This window comes from Aurantimonas manganoxydans SI85-9A1, from assembly GCF_000153465.1.
Lineage (GTDB): Bacteria > Pseudomonadota > Alphaproteobacteria > Rhizobiales > Rhizobiaceae > Aurantimonas > Aurantimonas manganoxydans.
In genome coordinates this window covers 246,476-265,335 of record NZ_CH672387.1, presented here as the reverse complement: position 1 = coordinate 265,335, position 18,860 = coordinate 246,476, and the positions used below count along the sequence as shown (strand labels likewise).

The following is an 18,860-nucleotide window of genomic DNA, read 5'->3' as shown; positions in this document are numbered from 1 at the left end:
GGACCGCTATTTCGTCTTGTCGGAGACGACCAGCATCGGCCCCAGCCGGTCGCGGCGATAGGCGATGCCGCCGTCCGGATAGGCCAGGCTCGACACCTTGCCGTCGAAGAACAGCGCGTCGCGGCAGCCGAGCCGGTCGCGGAAGAACACGGCAAAATCCCAGAAATTGACCGGGCTGCGCGACAGGACGAGGCGCACGGTCCGGCCGTCCGCACTCGTGCAGACGCCGTTGCGCACGTGCCGGCTGTCGGAACCGTCGATGAAGCGGGGATGCAGCTTGCCGTCGATCAGCAGCATCGGACCCGACTGGGTCGCAAGCGTCGGCTGGCGGGGTGCGGCGAGGTAAGCGTCGGTGGTCAGCACCGCGGCCCGGCCATTCTCGACGAAGAACACGCCGTTGGGCTGCATCGAATAATTGCCGCTGCCGGTGCCGCGCACCAGCGGGCTGACCTCCACGCCGTCCTGCACCGCAAGGCCGACCGGGCGGCGGTCCTCGTGATACATGCCGGCATTCATGATCAGGCGGACGCGGCCGTCGACGCTCTCTGCTGCACGCTCGAAGGTTTGGTACGGCGCGTTGTGTCCGTCGACGGCGCGCAGCGCCAGATCGGTGCGATCCAGCGGTACGTCGCAAACCAGATACTCCACCCCTGCCGCAACTTCGCTGCGGCAGAGGCCGTCATGGCCGGCCGGTAGCGACGGCACGCTTTGCAGCCAGCCGAACAGACCGCTCGCCGCGATCAGCGAGAGAGGCCAGAAGGTTCGCAGTCGCGCCATCGCGGATCGGCCTTGGGGCAAGGATCGCGACCTAGGGGCCGCAACGCCGGCTCAGTTGCGCAGGAGCTCGTTGATCGAGGTCTTGGAGCGGGTGCGCTCGTCGACGCGCTTGACGATGACGGCGCAGTAGAGGCTCGGCCCCGGCTCGCCATTGCCCATCGGCTTGCCCTGCATCGAGCCTGCGACGACCACCGAATAGGGCGGCACTTCGCCATAGGAGATCGTGCCCGTGGTCCGGTCGACGATCTTGGTCGACTGGCCGAGGAAGACGCCCATGCCGAGCACCGAGCCTTCGCGCACGATGCAGCCCTCGACGACCTCGGAACGGGCGCCGATGAAGCAGCCGTCCTCGATGATCGTCGGGCCGGCCTGCATCGGCTCCAGCACGCCGCCGATGCCGACGCCGCCCGACAGATGCACGTTCTTGCCGATCTGCGCGCAGGAGCCGACCGTCGCCCAGGTGTCGACCATCGTGCCCTCGTCGACGAAGGCGCCGAGATTGACGAAGGACGGCATCAGGACGACGCCCTTGCCGATATGGGCCGAGCGGCGCACCACTGCGTTCGGCACGGCGCGGAAGCCCATCTCGCGGAAGCGGTCGGCGTTCCAGCCCTCGAACTTCGACGGGACCTTGTCCCACCAGGTCGCGCCGCCCGGGCCGCCCTCGATGACGGTCATGTCGTTGAGGCGGAAGGAGAGCAGCACCGCCTTCTTCAGCCACTGGTGCACGGTCCAGCTGCCGTCGGCCTCGCGGCTGGCGACGCGCGCCTCGCCACGGTCGAGCATGTCGAGCGACGCCTCGACGGCATCGCGGACTTCGCCGGTCGTCGATGCCGAGATCGAATCGCGGTCCTCGAAGGCCCGTTCGATGGTGGTTTCGAGGGCGGCGCGATCCGGCGCGGTCATCGGCGAACTCCTGCAGAATGGGGAAAATGCGGGCGCTGCGCACCCTGACCAAGTCGGCGCGGACCCTAGTTGAAGGCCCCGAGGCGGTCAATCGACGGCCATGCAGGCGACGAGGCAGACACGATGACAGACACACCCCGCAACCAGAACGGCTGGGATCCCTTTCCGAGCTCGCGGCGGGACAAGGAAGAGACGGCAGTACAGCTCGATACCCCGCAGACCCGCTCCCCCACCTATGAGCTGGCCTATGCCGACGACGACTTCCTGACCCGGGAGGAGACCCGCGGCATCCGGCTTCAGCTGGAACTGATGAAGCCCGAACTGGCGCTGAACGAGGCGGGCATCCTGTCCACCGTCGTGCTGTTCGGCGGCGCTCGCATTCCCGAGCCGGGCACCGAGGCCTGGGCGGCGCGCAACGAGACCCAACGCCGCAACCTGGAGGCCAATTCGAAATTCTACGAGGAGGCCCGCCGCTTCGCCACCATCGCCTCGCAGCATTCGGCCGACAGCCATGGCGGCAAGGAATACGTCATCGTCACCGGCGGTGGCCCCGGCGTGATGGAAGCCGGCAATCGCGGCGCGGCCGATGTCGACGCGTTGTCGATCTCGCTCAACATCACCCTGCCCCACGAGCAGGCGCCGAACCGGTTCGCTACGCCGGAGCTCTGCTTCAACTTCCACTATTTCGCCGTCCGCAAGATGCACTTCCTGCTGCGGGCGAAGGCGATGGCGATCTTCCCCGGCGGCTTCGGCACCATGGACGAATTGTTCGAGGCGCTGACGCTGATCCAGACCCGGCGAATGCAGCGCATTCCGGTGCTTCTGTTCGGGGAGAGCTTCTGGCGCCGCGTGATCGACTTGGAGGCCCTCGCGGAGGAAGGCACGATCGCGCCGGAAGACCTCGATCTCGTGACCTATGTGGACACGGCCGAGGACGGCTGGGCAGCGATCCGGAAATTCTACGACTTCTGAGAATGCATCGGCGGGACGTCCGACATCACAGCACCGCCCCCTTGAGGCCCGTCATCCTCAGGCTTGTTCGATGGAGTGGCTCTTCCGCTAAGGTTGGGCTCGAAGCCCCGGCGCAGGCGGAACCTGCGATGGGCGGACCTACTGGTCCGCCTGCCCCATCTGTGCGCGGAGACCGTCGCAGGGGTCGGCAATGTCGTTGCGCGGCGTGAAGATCGTGTAGTCGTAGGGCGCCGGCGCATCGCTTGTCAGGCCGTAATCGGCAGCCTCGGCCTCGCCGTCGCTGACTTCGACCATCTGCACCGCGACCGTGGCCGCGTCGGGATCGCGTTCCGCGAGGATGTTCGGCACGCCGCGATCCTTGCGGACATGACCGGAGCCAGCGATCAAGACGGCGCTGCCGCTCTCTCTCGCCGCATCGACCAGCGCGTCGGCCAGGGCGCCGTCGCGGGCCCGCTGAACCGTCGCCATGGCGCCGATGGCGCCCTCCGGCATCAGCCCGCAATGAGCGGTCCTGATCGTTTCGGCCAGCGCGTCCGCCTGCTCCGCCGGCACCTCGAGGCGCAGCGACAGCCGTTCGATCTCGGCCTCGCTCAGGGCATCGAGACCGTTCTCGCCGATCGCACGGATTGTCTGGCGATCGAGATCGCCGGCGCGAAGCGTCAGGCCCTCGGCGGCGGCCGCCTCGAAGACCGGCTGGTAGATCGAGAAGGCCGGCCAGCCGCGTTCCGACCATTGCAGTTGCTCTGAGAGCGACGCGACGTCGCGATCCCCGGCTTCGGTGAACTCTTCCAGAACGTCGGCAAAGCTTTCCGGGATCATCTCGAAGACCACGGCCGGCTCGGTGCCCAGCTTGGCCAGCCCTCCGATGATGTCGGCCTGCAACTGGTGATGATCGGGATTGTCGTGGATTTCGCCGAGAAGAAGATAGCGGGCGCCGCTGGCGGCCCCCATCAGCGTGTCGCGGCTGGAGCGCGCGCCGCGCGCATCGAAGACTTCGCCGACCAGCGGATTGTCGCGGAAATGCTCCGACTGCCAGGCGGTCGCCATCGTCGGCAGGTCGGCGGTCGAGGCGGTACTGCCTGCGGCTGCCACCTTCAGCGACAGCGTGCGGGAACTTCCGGCCTGCGCGAGTTCGGCGAGCTTGGCCGAAGCGGATGTCGCGACGGGCTTCGAAACCGCAGGCACAGCCAGTTCGTGGGCATCCGGCGTGCCGTCACCATCCGCGTCGAACGGCTCGACGGTCGCGACCGCGATTTCGGAGAAAGCGTTGTCGGTATGACCGACGAGGGAGACATCGAGAGAAAGATCGGATTTCGGCGCGACGAACTCGGTGACATCGGCGCCGGCGTCCATCTGCGGCATGACGAGGTCGGCCGTCTTGCCGACGGCGTAACCGAGCCCCGCAAGGAGCATGATGCTGGAAGGTATCCAGATCCGTCGTTTCAATCGGTTTCCCCAAAAACGATTGCAAGGCCCGGAGCGCGAATCGTGCGAGCCGATCCGCAATCTATTGGCTCAGGATGTGGCGAAACTATTGCAGCGAAGGACGAAGGTCACGCAAGCCCTGAAAGGGGCGCAGGTTCGGGCGAGGGCCCGTCACGGGCCGGATGGATAGGGCGGACGGTTCGAAGATGAACTTCGAACCGTCCGCGTCGCCTCCCCAGGCAACTCCCGCCGCTTGGCAGGCGATCGTGCCGCCTGCTCTCCTCGGGTTCCGTCATCTTCGGTACAAGCCACGCCCCGCCGGCGAAAGGTCGTCGCCGCAACAGCGGAAAGGTTTTGGCAGGGATCGTGTACGAGAGGTTAAATCAACTGTGGATAGCATCACAGCGCGCCGGCGAGCGCCCTTGTCGGCCAGCACGTCTCGCCCATTCCGGACTTGAGCTGGAACGCCCCGATCGAGCGCCGTGTCTTGAAGCCCGCGAGCCCGTCCGCGCCGCCGACATCGTAGCCGCGTGCTTCGAGCTTTTGCTGCATGCGCGCGACGTCGCCGCGCGTCAGGCGGTCCGTGGCCTTCCAGTCTCCGGCCAGGGGCCCGGCGCCCTGCATCCGGTCGGCGACATGGCCGACGAACAGGGCGTAGAGGTCGGAATTGTTGTAGGCCTTGATGACATAGAAATTCGGCGTGGCGATGAAGGCCGGGCCGAAGCGGCCGGCCGGCATCAGCAGATGGCCGCGTGCGGCCAGTTCGTGGCCCGGAAACGGCCGACCCGAGACACGCGTCACTCCGGCGGCGACGAACTCGGAGATCGGCCGACCGAGATCCGGCCCTTCATTGGCGCAGGAGACGGCGGCCGGTACCCGCGCCTCGAAGCCCCAGTCGCGACCCGGCTGCCAGCCGGCCTGCTGCAGGTAATGCGCGATCGAGGCCAGCGTGTCGGGCACCGAATTCCAGATGTCCTTTCGCCCGTCGCCGTCGAAATCCACGGCCAGCGCCAGGAATTTCGACGGCATGAATTGTGGCTGGCCGAGCGCGCCGGCCCAGGACGACTTCATCTCCAAGGTCTTCAGATGGCCGTCTGCGACGATCTGCAGGGCGGCGAGCAGCTCCTCGCGGAACATCGCCTTGCGGCGTGAGAGATAGGCCTTGGTGCCCAGCACCTCGAAGGCGTCATGGGGGATCTTCGCCGCGCCGAAGGCCGATTCCCGGCCCCAGATGGCGACGATGATCGGGGCCGGCACGCCGTAGCGCGCCTCGATCCGGTCGAGAACCGCCCGGTATTTCGCGATCAGGGCGCGCCCCTGGCGGGCATTGCCGGCCACCGCGCCTTCCGACAGATAGGCCGCGCCGCTCTTGAACTCGGCCTGGAAATTCGTCTCCGCAACGGCCGCCTTCGCACCGGGAAGCTGCAGGTCGGGCAGCTTCAGATTGGGCGACACGCCCTTGAACGCCGCGTCGAACACCGGACGCGGCACCCCGCGCGCTCTGGCGGCGGGCCAGATGTCGGCCTCGAGGAAATTGCGGAAACCGGCCGTCAGGTTCTGCGCGCGGGCCGGCGCGAGCGTCGCGGCACACAGGAGAACGACGGCGATGAGGAAGCGAAGCGATAGCTGCATCGCTTGAGGGTAGCCGGCCCTGCGAAGCGCGCCAAGACCGGCTGCGACGGATGGACGAGGACGGACGCCCGTCCTAGCCTTCCTGCCGGCAAACGGATGAAACCGACGCGGAGGATGCGGCATGGAGCAATATACCGGCGGCTGTTTGTGCGGCGACGTGCGCATTGTTGCGACGGGCCGGCCCGACCGTGTCGGCCTTTGCCATTGCCTCGACTGCCGCAAGCATCACGGCGCCCTGTTCTACGCGGCTGCCATCTTCCGCCACGACGCCGTGACGGTCACCGGCGAAACGCGTGCCTATGCGGGGCGGCATTTCTGCCCGCGCTGCGGCGGGTCCGTCTTCGCCTGCACCGGTGACGAGACCGAACTGCATCTCGGCGCGCTGGACGCCCCGGACCAGCTGACACCCGCCTATGAATGCTGGACGATCCGCCGCGAAGCCTGGCTGCCGCCCTTCCCGGTCGCGGCACGATACGCCCGCGATCGCGACGCCGCGGATGGCGACGAGCCGTAGATCACCGGCGCGAGTAGCCGCCGCCCTCAGAGCCCTGTGCGCGAGCGCATGGCCGCCGAGAGCGTGCCTTCGTCGAGATAGTCCAGTTCGCCGCCGACGGGGACGCCATGGGCGAGGCGCGTGACCCGCACCTCGAAGCCTTCGAGCTGGTCCATCAGGTAATGCGCCGTCGTCTGGCCCTCGACCGTGGCGTTCACGGCGAGGATCAGTTCCTTCACCCCGCCCTTGTGGACGCGTTCGACGAGCTGCCGGATGGTGAGGTCGTCGGGGCCGATCCCGTCGAGCGGCGACAGGACGCCGCCGAGCACGTGATAGGCCGCATTCAGCGCCTTGGCCCGCTCCAGCGCCCACAGGTCCGAGACGTCTTCCACGACGATCACGATCGACTGGTCGCGCGAGCCGTCGGTGCAGATCGTGCAGGGATCGAAGGTATCGATATTGCCGCAGACCGAGCAGATCGTCACCTTGTCCAGCGCCTCGCCCATGGCGGCCGACAGCGGCGCCAGAAGCTGCTCGCGCCGCTTGACGAGATGAAGCGCCGCGCGGCGCGCCGAACGGGGACCAAGGCCGGGGAGCTTGGCGAGCAGCTGGATCAGCCGCTCGATCTCCGGGCCTGCAATGGGTTTGGCCATGAGGGTCTAGATGCCGCCGGGACGCCTCAGAACGGCAGGCTCATGCCGGGGGGCAGCTGCAGGCCGGCGGTCAGTTCCTGGGTCTTTTCCTGGATGGCCGCATCAAGCTTGCCCTTGGCGTCGTTATGGGCCGCCATGACGAGATCCTCGACGATGTCCTTCTCGTCTTCCTTCAGCAGCGACGGATCGATCGCGATGCCCTGCATCTCGCCCTTGCCGGTCAGCGTGACCGACACGACGCCGCCGCCGGCCTGGCCGGTCACCGTGATGGAAGCGATCTCTTCCTGGAGGCCGGCCATCTTGGCCTGCATCTCCTTGGCCTGCTTCATCATGCCCATCAGGTCTTTCATCGCGATCTCCTAGATGTCGTCGTCGTCGGACTGCTCCGACGGATCGACCAGAATGTCGTCCTCGACCACGTCCGAAACAAGCGCTGCCTCGTCAGCCGCCGCCTCGGCGTCGCCGCGCAGCCGCACATCGACCACCTTGGCACCGGGAAACGAGGCGAGGATCGCCGCGACTTCCGGGTCGGATTCGGCGTCGAGCAACAGCGTATTGCGGCGCGCGGTCGCGACCTCGTCGAGGGTCGGCTTCGCCTCGCCGTTGGAAATGGTCACCACCCAGCGGCGCCCGGTCCAGTCGTGCAGCTTGCGGGTGAGATCGGTGATCAGCGTGCGCGGCGCCTCCGGCGTCAGCGCGACCTCGATCCGCCCCGGCACCAGCTTCACCAGCCGCAGATAGCGCCGGATCGACACGGTCATCAGCGAGTCGCGCTTGGATTCGGAGAGCGCGACGAGCTGCTCCAGCGACGCGATCTGAATCTCGGGCTGGCCCTCCTGAACGACCGGACGGGTCTGCGGCCGCGAGCTCTGCCCACCGCCCATGCGCGCACTCATCATGCCGGAGGATTGCGGGCCGCCTGCAGGTGCGGTGGAAACCGGCGCCGATGGGGCGGCGATGGCCTGCGTCGCCGCCGCGGCAGAACCGCCGGAGCCGGACGCTCCCACACCATTGCCACCGCCCTCACCGTGCCCGGCTGCGCCGTTTCCGCCGGCCAGTGCCGGTGCCGGCAGATTGCCGATCTCGCCGCTGCGGATCAGCCGCACCAGATCGTCGGGCGACGGCAGGTCGGCGGCATGGGCGATGCGGATCAGCGCCATTTCGGCGGCCTGGCGCGGCGCATTGGCGTTGCGCGTCTCCTCCAGCGCCTTCAGCAGCATCTGCCAGACCTGGCCGAGGGTGCGGATCGACAGGCTCTTGGAAAATTCCAGGCCGCGCTCGGCCTCCATCGGCGACAGCGCCGCGTCCTCGGCCGCATCGGGCACGAAGCGCAGGGTCGTGACGAGATGGGTGAAATCGGCAAGGTCGGCGAGAACCACGGCCGGATCGGCGCCGACGACATACTGGTCGCGCAGCTCCTTCAGTGCCGCCGCGGCGTCGCCCTTCATCAGATACTCGAACAGATCGATGATGCGGACCCGGTCGGCGAGGCCCAGCATGTCGCGCACTGCCTGCGCGGTCACCGCGCCCGCCCCGTGGGCGATCGCCTGGTCGGTCAGGGAGAGGGCGTCGCGCACCGAACCTTCGGCGGCGCGGGCGATCAGCCGCAGCGCGTCCTCGTCGACCTCGACATGCTCGGCGGTCGCGATCTTCGTCAGATGCGCCATCAGCGTCGCCGATTCGACGCGTCGCAGGTCGAAGCGCTGGCAGCGCGACAGGACCGTCACCGGCACCTTGCGGATCTCGGTCGTCGCGAAGACGAACTTCACGTGCTCCGGCGGTTCCTCCAGCGTCTTCAGCAGGCCGTTGAAGGCCTGCGTCGACAGCATGTGCACCTCGTCGATGATGTAGACCTTGTAGCGCGCCGACACCGGGCGATAGCGCACCTGCGCGATGATCTCGCGCACGTCGTCGATGCCGGTGTGGGACGCCGCATCCATCTCGACCACGTCGACATGCCGGCCTTCCATGATCGCCTGGCAGTGGATGCCCGGCTCGCCCATGTGGATCGTCGGCTGGTCGATCTCGTCGGTCTGGTAGTTCAGCGCCCGCGCCAGGATCCGCGCCGTGGTGGTCTTGCCGACACCGCGCACGCCGGTCAGCATCCAGGCCTGGGCGATGCGGCCGGTCTCGAAGGCGTTGGTCAGGGTGCGGACCATCGGCTCCTGGCCAATCAGATCGTCGAAGGAGCGCGGGCGATACTTGCGCGCCAGCACCCGATAGGGCGCGGCGGCGCCGGCCTCGGATGAAATCGCAGTGCCGCTTTCGATATCGCTCATCGCGCCCTGGGTCCGGAAATTCGCGTCGCGGGATGGCGGTCGCCTGCCACCTGTCGGCCGGCGCGGCGGCCCCGTGACCGATGCCGCGCTCGCTTCCGGTTCTGAAGCGAATGGGCGGGGGACGCAAGTCCTGCGTGGCCGATGGACATCTGCCGTTTTTTCGCCTTGCATGGCGACGATAGGCCGAGGCAGAAGCGCGCAGGACGCACCGGGTACAGTCACATGCGGTCGCGCAAAACGGAGCCGAACGATGGCACTGACGCAGTATCAGGAGCGACGCAGACTGGCCCTGTTCGTTCTGTTGATCGCCGCCTTTTTCGCGCTGATCTTCGTCGGCTCGGCGTGGAACGAGGAGGTCCACGAGACCATCGAGGTCGCCGGTCTCGCTCTTATCGTCGTCGGGATCGCCGGCCGGATCTGGTGCACGCTCTATATCGGCGGCCGCAAGGCCTCGGAAATCGTCGCCAGCGGGCCGTATTCGATCTCGCGCAATCCGCTCTACGTCTTTTCCAGCATCGCAGCGGGCGGCGCCGGCGCGGCCACCGGCAGCCTGCTGCTCGGCGCGATCTTCATGCTCGGCTGCGCCGTGGCCTTCCGGGTCGTGATCCTGCGCGAGGAGCGCTATCTGCGCGACGCCTTCGGGGCCGATTTCGACAGCTACGTCGCCCGCGTCCCGCGCTTCCTGCCCAATCCGGCGCTCTACCGGGACATCCGCCGCGTCACCGTCGACACCCGGCTCGTCTATCGCACGCTCACGGACGGGCTGGTGTTCTTCCTCGCCCTGCCGTTCTTCGAGACGGTCGAGCTCCTGCAGGGCAGCGGCTATCTGCCGGTGCTCTTGCGTCTCTACTAGGCGACGCGGCGCGTCACGGGCGCGGCCTGGAGGCGGCACGCTCGAACGCAGTCATGTCCTGGAAAAGGGGAATGGGTGGGAGGCTGGCACGATGACCCGTGCCGGAGCTCGTTGGGGCTGCTTCCTTCCGGACCTGACCCGGTTGGCGAGTGGCGCGTCCACCACCAACCTCCCGCGCTCCATATCTGCGATCGCTGCCCTAATTGCAACCCGGGCACCCCAGATCGAGGACAGGAATTGATGCCAGCCTTCCAACTCGACCCCTGCCTTGCCAGGGACACGATGTCGATCAGCCGGCTCGGCCTCTGCGACCTGCGCCTGATGAATGACAGCCGCTGGCCGTGGCTCATCCTCGTGCCGCAGCGCAATACCATTACCGAGTTTCACGAGCTGACGCCGCTCGACCAGACCATGCTGACCTTCGAGATGGGTCTCGTTTCCAAGGCACTGCAGACGGCGGTGAAGGCCGACAAGATGAATATCGGCGCCCTCGGCAACATCGTGCCGATGTTCCACCTGCATGTGGTGGCGCGGCGCAAGGGCGATCCCAACTGGCCGGGCCCGATTTGGGGACATGGCACCCCGGTGCCCTATGATGCCGGCGAGGCCGCGCGATTCGCCGACGAGATGCGTCGCGCCATCCTGCCGGCCTGACCCTGCGGACAAGCGAGAGAACGACCCTTGAAGGATGACAACCAGCGCGCCGCGATCGCCGATCTGGCCGAGGTGAGCGCCCGCACCGGCTTTGCCGGCAATACGCTGTGGCGCGACGGCGAACGGCGCACCGACGACAGCCTCGCCGAGGCGCTGGGCCATGACAGGGCGCGGATTTTCCTGGCGACGCCGGGCGGTCGATGGCTGTACCGCACCGGTGGTCCGGCCCTCGATGTCGGCTTCGCCCGCGCCGACGCCGAAGCGCTCGGGGCGGACTTGTCCACCTGCATCCTCCTCGGCTTCGAGCCGGACGGCCGCCCGGTGCTGGCCGCCAGCGCCCCGACGGTGACGCTTCCCATCGAAGGGCTGGAGGACAACGATCTGCGCTCGCTTGCCCTGCACGCGAGTTTCGACCCCGACACCGAAGGCCAGCTCGGGCAGGCCGCCCATCTCCTCGGCTGGCATGCGCGCAACGGTTTCTGCGCCCGCTGCGGCGGGGAAACCCGGTCCGAAGCGGCCGGCTACCGCCGCCGCTGCACGCGCTGCGACGACGTAGTCTTCCCGCGCACCGATCCGGTGACGATCATGCTCGTCCACGATGGCAACGGCCGCTGCGTGCTGGGGCGCCAGCCGCATTTTCCGGAGAATTTCTGGTCCTGCCTCGCGGGCTTCGTGGAGGCCGGCGAGACGGTCGAGGCCGCGGTGCGCCGCGAGACGCTGGAGGAATCGGGGCTCGCCGTGGCCTCCGTGCGCTATCTGGCGTCGCAGCCCTGGCCGTTCCCTGGCAGCCTGATGATCGGCTGCATCGCGCGGGCCAACACCTTCGAGATCGATTTCGACAGCGACGAACTGGAAGCCTGCCGCTGGTTCGACCGTGCGGAAGTGCAGGCGATGCTGGCCGGGGCCCATCCGGACGGTCTCGCCCTGCCACGGCGCTTCGCCATCGCCCACCATCTGATCAAGGCCTTCGCCGACGGCGAGGTCTGATGCGGCGCGGCCGGTCCCGGCGGGCTATTCGCCGGCCGGACGGTCCGTGCCGGCGTTCAGCCGATCGGGCGCGGCCTCGTAGACACCGAGGATCGTCACCTTGCGGGTGAAGAAGGCCAGTTCTTCCAGCGCCAGCCGGACCGAATCGTCGTTCGGATGGCCTTCGACATCGGCGTAGAACTGCGTGGCGATGAACTGGCCGCCGAGCTGGTAGCTCTCCAGCTTGGTCATGTTGACGCCGTTGGTGGCGAACCCGCCCATCGCCTTGTAGAGCGCCGCCGGCAGGTTGCGCACTTCGAAGACGAAGGTGGTGACCGTGTTGCGGCCGACCGGAGCCCACAAATCGGTTGGCTGGGCACCGGGCCGCGAGAGGACGACGAAGCGGGTGACGTTGTTGGCCGAATCCTCGACGTCGCGCTCGATGATGTCGAGCCCGTAATGCGAGGCCGCCAGCTCCGGGGCGAGCGCCGCGCGGCTGCGGTCGCCAGCCTGCGAGACCTCCCGCGCCGCCCCCGCCGTGTCGCCGGCCACGACCGGCTTCCAGCCATTGCCGCGAATGTAGCGGCGGCACTGGCCGAGCGCGTGAATGTGGCTCTGCACGGTGCGGATCTCGTCGCGGGCGACTCCCGGCAGCACCATCAGCTGGAAATGGATCGGCATGAAATATTCGCCGACGATCTGCAGGCCGGAATCGGGCATCAGATGATGGATGTCGGCCACCCGGCCGGCCAGCGTGTTCTCGATCGGGATCATCGCCAGCGCCGCCTCGCCAGACCGCACCGCGTCGAAGGCGTCGTCGAAGGACGGGCACGGCATCGGCTCGTGATCGGGCCGCACCGCCTGGCAGGCCATGTCGGAATTGGCACCGGGCTCGCCCTGGAAGGCGATCTTGGGTCGGATGTCGCTCATGGCTCGACCCCGTACATGATTCGCGCCCGTTCCAGGTCGGCGGGACCGTCGACACCGAGCGGTACGGTGTCGATGATCTCGGCGTCGATGCGCATGCCGTCTTCCAGTGCCCGCAACTGCTCCAGCTTCTCGCGATTTTCCAGCGTCGAGGGCCCGAGCGTCACGAAACGTTCGAGGCTCGCCCGCCGATAGGCGTAGAGGCCGACATGGTGAAACAGCGGCCCTTCGCCCCAGGGGGCCGTGGCACGGGTGAAGTAGAGCGCCCGCAATCGCGACGGGCCGTTGGGCGAGCCGACGATCTTCACCACGTTGGGATTGGTCTTCTCCTCCGCGTCGGTGATCGCGACGCCGAGCGTCGCGATGTCGCAGCGCGGATCCTCGAAGGGGGCCAGCACCTGGCGGATCGCCTCCGGCTCGATGGTCGGTAGATCGCCCTGCACATTGACGATGGTCTCGACCGCGCCGTCGGGGTCAAGTCCCTGCAGCGCCTCGAAGATCCGGTCCGAGCCCGACTGGTGATCGACCGAGGTCATCACCGCCTCGTAGCCCGCCGAGACCACCGCATCGAGGATCTCCTGCGAATCCGTGGCGATCACGACGCGGCCGATATCGGCCGCCGTGGCGCGCTCGGCGACGCGCACGATCATCGGCCGTCCGGCGATGTCGGCGAGGGCCTTCTGGGGCAGGCGCGTGGAGGCCAGCCGTGCGGGAATGAGAACGAGGATCGACATGAGCGTGCGAGGAACCGGAAATTGAAGCCGCAAAACGCTTGTCTGTAGCGGCGCGGGATGACAAAAGGCGCGGTGGAACCGCCTCTTACAGATATTGCCTTGAAACCGCAAAAGACCTAGGTTCCGCGCGTTTTTGTCAGACAGAAAGCGGCGGCGCCTGGTGCCCCTGCTTGCAGAGGGAGCCCTCCCGCCCATGAATTCGTTCGAGGCCAACAAGATCTTCGGAGCCGTGCTCGGGACCATCTTCGTCCTGTTCGGCGGCAGTCTGCTGGCGGAAGCGCTGTTCCATGCCGAAGCGCCGGAGCAGCCGGGCTACGTGATCGTGGCCGCCGAGCCGGGTGAAGACGGCGATGCCGCGCCCGCCGCCGCGGAAGATCCGCCGATCGCCGCACTGCTTCAGACCGCCGACGCCGAGGCCGGCGCCTCGCAGTTCAAGAAGTGCGCCGCCTGCCACAGCATCGAGAAGGGCGGCCCGAACAAGGTCGGCCCGCATCTGTGGGATGTCGTCATGCGCCCGATCGCATCGGTGCCCGACTTCGGCTACTCGACCGCCATGCAGGAATTTTCCGAGGGTGGCGAGGTCAAGTGGGACTTTGACCACCTTTACCACTTCATCAAGAACCCCAAGGGCTACATTCCCGGCACCGCGATGGGTTTCGCCGGCCTGAAGAAGCCGGAGGACCGCGCGAACCTGATCGCCTATCTGCGCGAGCAGGCCGACAGCCCCGCGGCCCTGCCGGAAGCACCGGCCGAGGCGCCGGCTGAAGAGGCCGCTGCCGAAGAGACGACCGACGCCGCGACGACGACGCAGGGCGATCCGGCCGCAGGCGGCGAATCCGCTGCCCAGGCCGGCGGCACGGCCGATGCCGAGCCGGCTTCCCAGCCGGGCGCCGAACAGGCCCCGACCATGAGCGAGGAAGAGCGCCCGGCGCCGCCTGCCGCCGACGAGCCGCAGGATGCCGGCGCAGCGAAGGCCAACGACCAGCAGGGCAGCGGCACCGAGGCGGCTCCGGGCGCCGAGGAGAACGTTCCGGGCGGGGAGAACGCCGTGGACGAGGAAGCCGCAGCAGCGCCGGCCGAAGGTGCGGCGAGCGAGACCCAGGTCGCCGCGGCCGAGCCGGCCGCCGTATCCGGCGACCCGGAAGCCGGCAAGAAGGTCTTCCGCAAGTGCCAGGCCTGCCATGCGGTCGGCGAAGGCGCGAAGAACAAGGTCGGTCCTGAGCTGAACGGCATCGTCGGCGAGGCCATTGCCTCGGTCGAGGGCTACAGCTTCTCCCCGGCGCTGGTCGCCTATGCCGAGGAGCACCCGACGTGGAACGTCGAGGAGCTGTCCGCATGGCTGGCCGATCCGCGCGGTCTGGTGAAGGGCACCAAGATGGTCTTCCCCGGCCTGAAGAAGCCCGAGGATGTCGCCAACGTCATCGCCTATCTCGCCACCTTCGACGAGAGCGGCGCGACCACCGGCAACTGAGCCGACACGGCACCGACATCGAGAAACACTTGCAAAGCCCCGGCCCTCGCCGGGGCTTTGTTCGTTTCGGCCTGCCGTCGATCCCGCTGCCCGAAGCCCTGTCCGGGCTCGATTACGCTTTCGTCACGTGACTTTACCCGCCCCCCTTCCCTAGATTGGGTCAAGACCCGATCGCGGGACCATTGCCCGCCCATTGCATGGAGGCCGCCCTTGTCGTTGCCGAACCGTCTCGTCCGTCTTGCCGTCGCGAGCAGTCTCGCCTTCGGCGTCATCGGCGCTCCGGCCCTTGCGCAGGACAAAGCGGCCAGCCAGCCGGACCAGCAGGTGGATACCGGAACGGCAAAGGCCGGAAACGCGGCGGCCGCCACCCAAAAGGCCGAGGACGCCGGCGAATGGCATGAATCTTCATCGCTGATCGAGGGGTCGAAGTATCCGGACGACTTCGCCCATTACGACTACGTCAATCCCGATGCGCCCAAGGGCGGCACGCTGAACCAGATCGCCATCGGCTCCTTCGACAGCTTCAACCCCTTCATCGTGCGCGGCACGCCGGCGGCGGGCCTTGCCACCTTCGGCGGCGGCCTCCTGTACGACACGCTGATGGACCAGTCGCCGGACGAGCCGGGCACCGCCCATGCGCTGATCGCCGAAGCCGTCCGCTACCCGGCGGACTTCTCCTCGGTGACCTACCGTCTCAACCCGGAGGCGCGCTGGCACGATGGCGAGCCGGTGACGGTCGAGGACGTGATCTGGAGCTTCGAGACGCTGACCGGGCTGCACCCGCAATGGTCGGCCTATTACAAGAACATCGTCTCGGCGGAGAAGTCCGGCGACGGCGAGGTGACCTTCACGTTCGACCAGACCGGCAACCGCGAGCTGCCCAACATCGTCGGCGACCTGACAATTCTGCCGAAGCACTGGTGGGAGGGCACCGACGCCGACGGCAAGAAGCGCGATATCACCCAGCCCACCTCCGAGGTGCCGCTGGGCTCCGGTCCCTACCGCATCAAGTCCTACGACATCGGCCAGTCCATCACCTGGGAGCGCGTCAGCGACTATTGGGGCCTCGACAATCCGACCCGGGTCGGCCGCTACAATTACGGCGAGATCCGCTACGTCTATCTGCGCGACACCAACGCGGCCTGGGAAGCCTTCAAGAAGGGCGGCCTCGACGACTGGCGGCTGGAGAACATGTCGCGCCGCTGGGCCGAGGGCTACGACTTCCCCGCCGTGAAGGACGGCCGCGTCATCCGCAAGACCCTCGAAAGCGGCTCCGTGCAGTCGATGCAGGCCTATGTGCTGAACAACCGGCTGGAGAAGTTCCAGGACCGGCGGGTGCGCAAGGCGCTGACGCTGGCCTACAATTTCGAGGAGATGAACCGGACGCTGTTCTTCGGCCTCTACGAGCGCATGCACTCCTATTTCGAGAATAGCGAACTGGCCGCCAAAGGGCTGCCGGACGAACGCGAGCTCGCCTATCTGGAGCCGCTGCGCGGCCAGATCCCCGACGAGGTCTTCACCGAGGAGTTCGCGCTGCCCGCCTATAACGACCCGGGCGCGGCCCGAAACTATCTGCGCGAGGCGCTCGGCCTCCTGAAGGACGCGGGCTACGAGCTGCGCGGCACGACGCTCGTGAACGCGCAGACCGGCGAGCCCTTCACCATCGAGTTCCTCGGCAACGACCCGATGGACAACCGCACCCTCGAGCCCTTCGCCCGCCAGCTCCAGCGTCTCGGCATCCAGACCGAGGTGCGGATCGTCGACACCAACCAGTATATCGAGCGCATGAACGGCTTCGAGTTCGAGGTGGTCGGGCTGCGCTATCCGGGCCAGTCGCTCTCCCCGGGCAACGAGCAGCGCGACTTCTGGAGCACCACCGCCGCCGACGCCCCGGGCAGCCGCAACTATTCCGGCATCAAGAACCCGGCGGTCGACCAGCTCATCGACGACATCGTCTATGCGCCGGACCGCGAGAGCCTCGTCGCCGCCACGCGGGCGCTCGATCGGGTGCTGCTGTGGGAGTATTACGTCGTCCCGCAATGGTACAAGTCGGAGGACTGGCTGGCTTATTGGGACAAGCTGCAGATGCCCGAGAAGGGCCCGGCCTATAACGGCATCGACCCTTTCTCCTGGTGGACGAAGTCTGCCGAAGCCGAGAAGGCTGCAGCGAACTGATGGCGACGGCGCTCGGTCATTTCACCCGCCGCCATTTCGGTCAGATGATGCTGGGTGCCGGCGCGGCGGCGATGCTGCCGGGCCGGCCTTTCGCACAGGTGGCGACGGACCAGCCGCTGCACGGCCTGTCGGCCTTCGGCGAGCTGAAATATCCGCCGGATTTCGGCCATTTCGACTATGCGACGCCCGGCGCGCCGGCCGGCGGCCAGATGAACCTGGCCGTCGCCTACTGGGCCCTCAACCAGTCGCCCCTGACCTTCGACACGCTGAACAGCTTCGTCCTGCAGGGCAACGCCCCGCCGCGGATCGAGAAGCTCTACGATTCCCTCGTCGTCGCGGCGATGGACGAGCCGGACGCGATCTATTGCGCCCTGGCCGAAACCGTTACCCTCTCGGCCGACCGCAACAGCTTCACCTTCAAGCTGCGGCCGCAGGCGCGGTTCTCCACCGGCGATCCGGTGACCGCCAACGACGTGGTCTTCTCCTACGAGACGCTGAAGGAGTTCGGGCATCCGAGCCTGCAGGTGGCGCTCCGCAACGTCGCCGAGGCCGTTGCCGAGGACGCGGCGACCGTCCGCATCACCTTCTCCGGCGCCCAGAGCTACCAGGATGCCCTCGACGCCCTCGGCATGCCGATCCTGCCGCGCGCCTTCTTTGCCGACCGGGACTTTGCCACCGTCAGCACCGAGGCGATCCCCGGCAGCGGCGCCTATGCCATCGGGCGCTACGAGTTCGGCCGCTACATCGAATATATCAAGCGCCCTGATTATTGGGCGAAGCATCTGAATTTCGCCCGCGGCCTCGGCCATTTCGACACGCTGCGGATCGACTTCTTCCGCGACCGCCAGCCGGCACTGGAAGCCTTCAAGAAGGGGTTGATCACCTTTCGTGAGGAATTCACCACCAAGGACTGGGCGACCGAATACGACTTCCCCGCGGTCCAGCGCGGCGAGGTCATCAAGCGGGAATTTGCCGCCGAGAAGCGCCCCCGCTTCCAGTGCTGGGCGCTCAACCAGCGGCGCGAGCGTTTCGCCGATGCACGGGTCCGGCGTGCGATCAACATGTGCTTCGACTTCGAATGGACCAACGCCAACCTCCTGTTCGGCCAGCGCGTCCATTCCAACTCGCCGTTCCAGGGCTCCGAATTCGTCGCCACCGGCAAGCCGTCCGAAGCCGAGCTTGCCTTGCTGGAACCCCTGCGCGGCACGGTCCCCGACGAGGTCTTCGGCGAGGTCTGGGTGCAGCCGGTCAGCGACGGCTCGGGCCGCGACCGCCGGCTGCTGCGCGAAGCCTCGCAACTCTTCGCCGAGGCCGGCTGGCGCCGCGACGGCAACCGTCTGGTCAATGCCGCCGGCGAGCCGTTCCGGCTGGAATATCTGACCTATGGCCAGGAGCAGAAGCGGGTCTACGCCAAGTTCGTCGACACGCTGCGCACCCTGGGCGTCGACGCCACCATGCGCCTCGTCGATCCGGCCCAGTACCAGGAGCGGATCAACCGCTACGATTTCGACATGGTGCTGGCCGCCTTCAGCCTCGGTGCCACGCCGACGCGCGAGGGCCTGTCGCTGTTCTTCGGCAGCGACGCGGTCGACCGTCCGGGCGCCTACAATTATCCCGGCATGGCCAGCGAGGCCGTCGACACGCTGATAGGCCACGCTGCCCGCGCAACGAACCGTGCGGAACTGGTGACCGCGCTCCTGGCCCTCGACCGGGTGTTGCGCTGGCGGCTCGACTGGCTGCCCAACATCACGGCCGACGGCCACCGCGCCGCCTTCTGGGATATTTTCGGCTTTCGCGAGGACAAGCCGGACTATTCGTGGCCCGTCGAGACTCTATGGTGGTACGAAGCGGAGAAGGCCAAGGCGCTGGGCCGCGGCTGATCCGCGGCCGGGCACCACGCTGAAAACGGGACGGGTCGCGGCCGCGCTTTTGCGATCGCGCCA

Annotated in this window: 17 protein-coding genes and 1 other RNA gene; 8 read left to right on the top strand and 10 right to left on the bottom strand. The window is 67.5% G+C overall.

Annotated features, from left to right (window positions below):
* Window positions 1-6: 6 nt before the first annotated feature.
* Window positions 7-777 (bottom strand): phosphodiester glycosidase family protein, encoded by a 771-nt coding sequence (locus SI859A1_RS01545; protein ID WP_148233700.1) that lies wholly within the window; start codon window positions 775-777, stop codon window positions 7-9.
* Window positions 778-828: 51 nt separating this feature from the next.
* Complete coding sequence (gene dapD, locus SI859A1_RS01540; protein WP_009208121.1) at window positions 829-1,683, bottom strand: 2,3,4,5-tetrahydropyridine-2,6-dicarboxylate N-succinyltransferase; 855 nt, start codon at window positions 1,681-1,683, stop codon at window positions 829-831.
* A 123-nt stretch (window positions 1,684-1,806) separates the two neighbouring features.
* Here dapD and SI859A1_RS01535 point away from each other — a divergent pair, with 123 nt between their 5' ends.
* Window positions 1,807-2,655, top strand: coding sequence for an LOG family protein (locus tag SI859A1_RS01535; protein WP_040324979.1), 849 nt, complete (start codon window positions 1,807-1,809; stop codon window positions 2,653-2,655).
* Window positions 2,656-2,793: 138 nt separating this feature from the next.
* Here the strand turns inward: SI859A1_RS01535 and SI859A1_RS01530 are convergent, their stop codons facing one another.
* Window positions 2,794-4,101 (bottom strand): ChaN family lipoprotein, encoded by a 1,308-nt coding sequence (locus SI859A1_RS01530; RefSeq protein WP_148233699.1) that lies wholly within the window; start codon window positions 4,099-4,101, stop codon window positions 2,794-2,796.
* Window positions 4,102-4,479: 378 nt separating this feature from the next.
* The gene (locus tag SI859A1_RS01525; RefSeq protein ID WP_009208118.1) at window positions 4,480-5,712 is read right to left on the bottom strand and encodes a lytic murein transglycosylase; all 1,233 of its coding nucleotides are present in this window, start codon (window positions 5,710-5,712) and stop codon (window positions 4,480-4,482) included.
* Between the two features lie 121 nt (window positions 5,713-5,833).
* Here SI859A1_RS01525 and SI859A1_RS01520 point away from each other — a divergent pair, with 121 nt between their 5' ends.
* Window positions 5,834-6,226: a GFA family protein gene (locus SI859A1_RS01520; RefSeq protein ID WP_009208117.1), complete on the top strand. Its 393-nt coding sequence runs from the start codon at window positions 5,834-5,836 to the stop codon at window positions 6,224-6,226.
* A gap of 26 nt (window positions 6,227-6,252) precedes the next feature.
* On the opposite strand, the gene recR is transcribed toward SI859A1_RS01520, so the two are convergent.
* From recR to SI859A1_RS01505, 3 genes are read right to left on the bottom strand one after another with little or no spacing between them, the layout of a single operon-like run.
* The gene (gene recR, locus SI859A1_RS01515; protein WP_009208116.1) at window positions 6,253-6,858 is read right to left on the bottom strand and encodes a recombination mediator RecR; all 606 of its coding nucleotides are present in this window, start codon (window positions 6,856-6,858) and stop codon (window positions 6,253-6,255) included.
* 26 nt (window positions 6,859-6,884) lie between these two features.
* Window positions 6,885-7,208, bottom strand: a complete 324-nt coding sequence (locus SI859A1_RS01510; RefSeq protein ID WP_009208115.1) for a YbaB/EbfC family nucleoid-associated protein — start codon at window positions 7,206-7,208, stop codon at window positions 6,885-6,887.
* Between the two features lie 9 nt (window positions 7,209-7,217).
* Window positions 7,218-9,137: a DNA polymerase III subunit gamma/tau gene (locus SI859A1_RS01505; RefSeq protein WP_009208114.1), complete on the bottom strand. Its 1,920-nt coding sequence runs from the start codon at window positions 9,135-9,137 to the stop codon at window positions 7,218-7,220.
* Between the two features lie 250 nt (window positions 9,138-9,387).
* Here SI859A1_RS01505 and SI859A1_RS01500 point away from each other — a divergent pair, with 250 nt between their 5' ends.
* Window positions 9,388-9,990 carry a methyltransferase family protein gene (locus tag SI859A1_RS01500; RefSeq protein ID WP_009208113.1) on the top strand — a complete coding sequence of 201 codons (603 nt, stop codon included), beginning with the start codon at window positions 9,388-9,390 and terminating at the stop codon, window positions 9,988-9,990.
* Window positions 9,991-10,065: 75 nt separating this feature from the next.
* Here the strand turns inward: SI859A1_RS01500 and ffs are convergent.
* Window positions 10,066-10,163, bottom strand: an RNA gene (ffs, locus tag SI859A1_RS20655) — signal recognition particle sRNA small type.
* 67 nt (window positions 10,164-10,230) lie between these two features.
* On the opposite strand from ffs, the gene SI859A1_RS01495 reads away from it, so the two are divergent.
* Both SI859A1_RS01495 and nudC read left to right on the top strand, forming a co-directional pair.
* Window positions 10,231-10,644, top strand: a complete 414-nt coding sequence (locus SI859A1_RS01495) for an HIT domain-containing protein (protein ID WP_009208112.1) — start codon at window positions 10,231-10,233, stop codon at window positions 10,642-10,644.
* 27 nt (window positions 10,645-10,671) lie between these two features.
* Entirely contained in the window at window positions 10,672-11,631 is a 960-nt protein-coding gene (gene nudC / locus SI859A1_RS01490; protein ID WP_009208111.1) for an NAD(+) diphosphatase, read from the top strand.
* Between the two features lie 24 nt (window positions 11,632-11,655).
* Here the strand turns inward: nudC and SI859A1_RS01485 are convergent, their stop codons facing one another.
* Complete coding sequence (locus SI859A1_RS01485; protein WP_009208110.1) at window positions 11,656-12,540, bottom strand: prephenate dehydratase; 885 nt, start codon at window positions 12,538-12,540, stop codon at window positions 11,656-11,658.
* Complete coding sequence (locus SI859A1_RS01480) at window positions 12,537-13,271, bottom strand: 3-deoxy-manno-octulosonate cytidylyltransferase (RefSeq protein ID WP_009208109.1); 735 nt, start codon at window positions 13,269-13,271, stop codon at window positions 12,537-12,539. The genes SI859A1_RS01485 and SI859A1_RS01480 overlap by 4 nt, the downstream gene beginning before the upstream one ends.
* 193 nt (window positions 13,272-13,464) lie before the next feature.
* Between SI859A1_RS01480 and SI859A1_RS22345 the strand changes: the two genes are divergently transcribed.
* From SI859A1_RS22345 to SI859A1_RS01465, 3 genes are all read left to right on the top strand, one after another.
* The gene (locus SI859A1_RS22345; RefSeq protein WP_081451304.1) at window positions 13,465-14,742 is read left to right on the top strand and encodes a c-type cytochrome; all 1,278 of its coding nucleotides are present in this window, start codon (window positions 13,465-13,467) and stop codon (window positions 14,740-14,742) included.
* Window positions 14,743-15,066: 324 nt separating this feature from the next.
* Window positions 15,067-16,917: an extracellular solute-binding protein gene (locus SI859A1_RS01470; protein ID WP_009208107.1), complete on the top strand. Its 1,851-nt coding sequence runs from the start codon at window positions 15,067-15,069 to the stop codon at window positions 16,915-16,917.
* Complete coding sequence (locus SI859A1_RS01465; protein WP_009208106.1) at window positions 16,917-18,797, top strand: extracellular solute-binding protein; 1,881 nt, start codon at window positions 16,917-16,919, stop codon at window positions 18,795-18,797. Before SI859A1_RS01470 ends, SI859A1_RS01465 begins: the two co-directional genes overlap by 1 nt.
* Window positions 18,798-18,860: the final 63 nt, after the last annotated feature.